Annotated in this window: 4 protein-coding genes; 1 reads left to right on the forward strand and 3 read right to left on the reverse strand. The window is 63.4% G+C overall.

Going from position 1 to position 4,772, the window contains the following annotated elements; translation table 11 throughout:
- Positions 1-276 precede the first annotated feature (276 nt).
- From JKL45_RS29160 to JKL45_RS29170, 3 genes are read right to left on the reverse strand one after another with little or no spacing between them, the layout of a single operon-like run.
- Positions 277-1,437 (reverse strand): M20 aminoacylase family protein, encoded by a 1,161-nt coding sequence (locus JKL45_RS29160; protein WP_201865257.1) that lies wholly within the window; start codon positions 1,435-1,437, stop codon positions 277-279.
- Positions 1,438-1,447: 10 nt separating this feature from the next.
- Complete coding sequence (locus tag JKL45_RS29165) at positions 1,448-2,683, reverse strand: Zn-dependent hydrolase (RefSeq protein ID WP_201865258.1); 1,236 nt, start codon at positions 2,681-2,683, stop codon at positions 1,448-1,450.
- Positions 2,680-3,885 carry a diaminopropionate ammonia-lyase gene (locus JKL45_RS29170; RefSeq protein WP_201865259.1) on the reverse strand — a complete coding sequence of 402 codons (1,206 nt, stop codon included), beginning with the start codon at positions 3,883-3,885 and terminating at the stop codon, positions 2,680-2,682. The genes JKL45_RS29165 and JKL45_RS29170 overlap by 4 nt, the downstream gene beginning before the upstream one ends.
- A gap of 108 nt (positions 3,886-3,993) precedes the next feature.
- On the opposite strand from JKL45_RS29170, the gene JKL45_RS29175 reads away from it, so the two are divergent.
- Positions 3,994-4,482 carry an Lrp/AsnC family transcriptional regulator gene (locus JKL45_RS29175; RefSeq protein ID WP_201865260.1) on the forward strand — a complete coding sequence of 163 codons (489 nt, stop codon included), beginning with the start codon at positions 3,994-3,996 and terminating at the stop codon, positions 4,480-4,482.
- The last annotated feature ends 290 nt before the right edge of the window (positions 4,483-4,772 follow it).

Consider the following 4,772-nt stretch of genomic DNA (forward strand, 5'->3'; position numbering starts at 1 on the left):
GGCGTGGGCCTCGTCGATCTTAGAGAGCTGATTCCCAGAGCCAGGTTATGGCGCGGCCCCGGAATTACCCCATGTGTCAAAACGCGAACCGGACGGATCTCGACGAACTATCTTTACAAGTTCAAGCTCATTCACCGAGGAATTCACGGCCTAGGGAGGCCCGCAAGACATAAAATTGCTCGAACGAGCGACACGTCAGCGTTTTTACACAACCAAGACCCGAAGCAGCCCTTCAAGTGACGTCTCGTGAGGTCCGATGTGCCGGATCTGTGACGGTCAGACCGATGGCAAGCGCTGTCGGATGATGGTGGCGTGGAGGCGGGCTCCATGGAGCAGCCCGTCATCGTTGAAGTCATAGGCTGGATTGTGCAGAGGAGCAGAGTCCTTGCCGTTGCCGACGAACACGAAGCAGCCGGGCACGTGCTCCAGGAAGCGGGCAAAGTCCTCCGAGCCCGTCATCGGCTCATGCGCAGTCGAGATGTGCTCCGGCTCGAACACGGTCCGGGCGGCCGCGAAGGCCTCGTCCACTAGGGCGGCATCATTGAGGAGCGGCACGAACTCGCGCGTGTAGGTCACCTCGGCGGCGACGTTGTAGGTCAGGGCTGTGCCCTCGGCGATGATGCGCATCTGCTTCTCGATCTCGGCACTGACCTCTGGCTGGAAGCTGCGAGCGTCGCCGAGAATGCGGGCGAGCCCCGGCAATGCGTTGCGGGTGCCATCGGTGATCAGCTCGGTCACCGACACAACACCGATGTCGGTGGGGCTCAGGCGACGGGACACAATGGTCTGGAGGTTCATGACGGTCGCGCAAGCGGCGACCAGCACCTCGTTGCCCCAGTGCGGGCGAGCGGCATGCCCGCCGACGCCTTTCAAGACAATCTCGAAGTTGTCCTCCGCTGACATGATCGGGCCTACCCGGGTCTGGAAGTGCCCGACCGGCAGGCCTGGCATGTTGTGCAGGCCGTAGATCTCCTCGAACGGGAAACGCTCCATCAACCCGTCGGCCAGCATGGCGAGTGCGCCCTTGCCCCATTCCTCCGCAGGCTGGAAGACAAAGCGCACGGTGCCTTCGAAGCCACCTTCCTCGGCGAGGAGCTTCGCAGCCCCGAGCAGCATGGCGGTGTGGCCGTCATGGCCACAGGCGTGCATCGTGCCGGAATTCTGCGAGCGGTAGTCCAGTGTGCCCTGTTCGGTGATGCGCAGGGCATCCATATCGGCCCGGAGCGCGATCACCCGATTGCTGCTGCCCCGTTTGAGGGTGCCTACGACGCCGGTGCCGCCTATGCCCTCGGCGACCTCGTCGAGACCAAACTCGCGCAGCTTGGTGGCGACGAAGGCGCTCGTGCGCTTCTCCTCGAAGCCGAATTCCGGATGGGCATGGAGATCACGCCGCCAGGCGGTCATTTCCTGTTCGAGGGCACTCAGATCGATGGTCATGGGTCTCCCCTTATTGATCCGCGAGGCGGGTGACGACGTCGAGCAGGATGTTGGCGCCTGCGACGAGATCAGCATCTGGCGTATGTTCGCGCGGATTGTGACTGATGCCGCCGATGCTCGGCACGAAGATCATGGCTGAGGGGGCAATGCGGGCGATCATCTGGGCATCGTGGCCCGCGCCCGAGGTCATCCGCTTCGAGGCCAGCCCGCGCTTGCGTGCGGCATCCTCCACCAGCTCCACGATCCCGTTGTCGAATGTCACCGGCTCGAACCGCGCCAGCCGCTCAACTGAGACCGTCACCTCCTCGGCAGCCGCCAGTTCCCTCAGGTAGGCAGCGAGGGCTGCTTCCTCTGCCTGGAGGCGTCCTTCGTCCGGATCGCGCAGGTCGACCGTGAAGGTCGCGCGGGAGGGAATGACGTTGATCGCGTTCGGCTCGAAGCTCATGCAGCCGACCGTGGCGACGGTCGGCGTGTTCGCATTGCGCGCCCGGTCGCGCAGGAAGGTGATCACGCGAGCCGCAGCGTGGCCCGCATCCCGGCGCATCGACATCGGCGTCGTGCCGGCGTGGTTGGCCTCGCCTTCGATGGTAACCCGCTGCCAGGAGATGCCCTGAAGGTTCTCGACTGCGCCAATGGGCACGCCCTCGCGTTCCAGCACAGGACCCTGCTCGATGTGCAGTTCGACATAGGCGTGCGGCTTGAGAAAGCCCGGCTCCTCAGAGCCGGCATAGCCGATGCGCTCCAGCTCGGCTCCAAGGACCGTGCCATCGGTCCCGATTGTTGCCAGCGCCTCCTCGACCGGGAGCCCGCTGGCATAGACGAGCGAACCCATCATGTCGGGCGCATAGCGCACGCCCTCCTCGTTGGTGAAGGCGGCGACTGCGATGGGCCGTGTAGGAACATACCTAGAAGCCTTCAGGGTCTCTATCGCCTCCAGCCCGGACAGCACGCCGTAGCAGCCGTCATAGATGCCGGCATTGATGACGGTGTCGATGTGCGAGCCGAGCAGGACGGGCGCCGCATCCGCATTCGCGTCATCCTTCCAGATTCCGAAGATGTTGCCGATGCGGTCGATCGCGACCTCCAGACCTGCGCTTCGGACCCAGGCAATGAAGACGTCGCGTCCGGCCTTGTCGGCATCGGAGCCGGCGAGCCGGACCAGCCTGCCGTCACCGTCCCGACCGATCTGCCCGAGTTCCCGGAGCCGGCCGAGCAGGCGCTCCGCGTCGATGGAGAGCATTGTCATGCGTCTGCCCCTCTGGTGGTTGCGACGAGCTCTGGTTGCATCCCGACCAGTTCCGAGTAGCGCTGCGGATCGGTGGCGCCCTCCGTGTTGATAACGAAGACGCGGGACGCTTCGTTGAGGTTAAGGGCCATTCGAACCTCAGGATCTGTCGTGGCTCGCATGAGGCCAGCGAGACCCGCGCCGCCGCTCTCGCCCGCAACGATGGCCGGATCATTCCCGGCGGGGCGAGCCAAGCGGTTCATCACCGCGACCGCATCCTCCTCATCAACGGTCATGAAGGCATCGGCAACTCGGGACAGTATCCGCCAGGCAACGAGAGACGGCTCGTAGCATTCCAGCATCGCCATCACGGTCGGTTCGCCGTGTTCGACTTTGACCGGATGGCCCGCCTGTGCGGTCTCAAAGAGGCAGGCGGCCCGTGCCGGATCAACCACGACGAAAGTCGGCCGCTGGTCCCCAAGGGCGAGAGCGAGATGCCCCGCCACGGCAGCCGCAACGCCGCCGACGCCCGCCTGCACGAACACATGGGTCGGCGCTTCGGAAAGCTGGCGCAGAGCCTCGCGCACCATGGCGGTGTAGCCCTGCATGACCAGCCCGGGAATGCGCTCGTAGCCGGGCCACGAGGTGTCGGAGATGACGATCCAACCCTTCTCGGCCGCGACCCGTGCCGCCTCCGCAACGGAGTCATCATAGGTGCCCTCGACCCAGATCATCCGCGCGCCGAAGCGGGCAATCGCCGCCACACGCACATCGCTGACGCCGCTGTGAACGAAGATGGCAGCTCTGGCGCCGACGAGTTGCGCGCCCTGAGCCACGGAGCGGCCATGATTGCCGTCTGTGGCACAAGCGACCGTCATCCCAGCCGCAACCGCGTGAACCTCGGGCGTGTGCAGTTCGGCGACATCGATTGGTCGTCCGAGCTGGCGGCTGGCTTCCTCCAGCACAAGCCGGATGACCGCATAGGAGCCACCCAAAGCTTTGAAGCTGCCAAGTCCCAGCCGGAAGCCTTCATCCTTGATATAGATGGCATCCACACTGAGTTCGGCAGCCAAGGCTGGGAGAATGTGCAAGGGCGTCGGGGCATGGTTGGCTCGATAGGTGAGGTACCGCTCGACCTCCTCGGCCGCCTCAATACCCAAGGTGTCGGCATCAATCGGATCGAGTGGCCTGCGGTAGTCGGGGTGCTGGTTGGGCAGGAACATCGCCGTCCTTCATCGCTGAGACGGCGAGAAGATATTGCACTTGGTGCGAGAAGAGCGCTCTATTTAGACCCACTGAATGCAAGATTTTTTCGTGCTAGAGGGTTGCTGGTGTCCGATTCTTCGTCTTTGAGGACCCTCGACAACTTTGATCTCGCGATCTTGAACATCCTCCAGCGGGACAACACGACCCCGCAACGGGTGATCGGCGAGGCTGTCAATCTGTCGGCACCGGCCGTGCAGCGTCGTATCCGGCGGATGGAGGAGGCGGGGGTCATCCAGGCCAATGTCGCAATCGTGGACCCGGCCCAGGTTGGGCAAGCCATCACCATCTTCGTCGAGGTCGAGGTGATCAGCGAGACCGCGGAATTGATCGACGCCGCCAAGCAGGAGTTCGCCGCGGTTCCGGAGGTGCAGCAGTGCTACTACGTCACCGGAGAGGCTGACTTCGTGCTGGTGGTCGTGGTACCGACAATGACAGCCTACGAGGCGCTCACGCGGCGCCTGTTCTTTGGCAACAACAATGTGAAGCGGTTCCGCACCTTCGTCGCCATGGACCGGGTCAAAGTCGGATTGGCGGTACCTCTGCCCGGGGACTGAACATCCTCACGCCTAGCAATCTATAGGCGTAATTGAACGACGGCACTAGGCGGAAGTAGATCCAATGTCCCCGTAAAGAGGGAACAGCGGACGTTCCTGGCGAGTAGGGGATCGTCAGTGCACAACCCAGAACAGAAGTTCAATAGCCAGCAGCGCGCACTCAAATCGATAGAACTCGGTACGGTCAGGAAGCGCTGACGGATATGAGGACTGCGGTGATGTCACATTAACCCGCGTATGAGAGCGAGGCGTGTAGATGGGCCGGCATGACCGAGCCCGTCAGCTACAAA

Origin of the sequence: Microvirga soli (assembly GCF_016734765.1) — a bacterium.
Classification (GTDB): Bacteria; Pseudomonadota; Alphaproteobacteria; order Rhizobiales; family Beijerinckiaceae; genus Microvirga; species Microvirga soli.

Excerpts from the sequence above, each read along its gene's own strand:
- JKL45_RS29170 (WP_201865259.1), bottom strand. The coding sequence starts at position 3,885 with ATGTTCCTGCCCAACCAGCACCCCGACTACCGCAGGCCACTCGATCCG.
- JKL45_RS29165 (WP_201865258.1), bottom strand. The coding sequence starts at position 2,683 with ATGACAATGCTCTCCATCGACGCGGAGCGCCTGCTCGGCCGGCTCCGG.
- JKL45_RS29160 (WP_201865257.1), bottom strand. The coding sequence starts at position 1,437 with ATGACCATCGATCTGAGTGCCCTCGAACAGGAAATGACCGCCTGGCGG.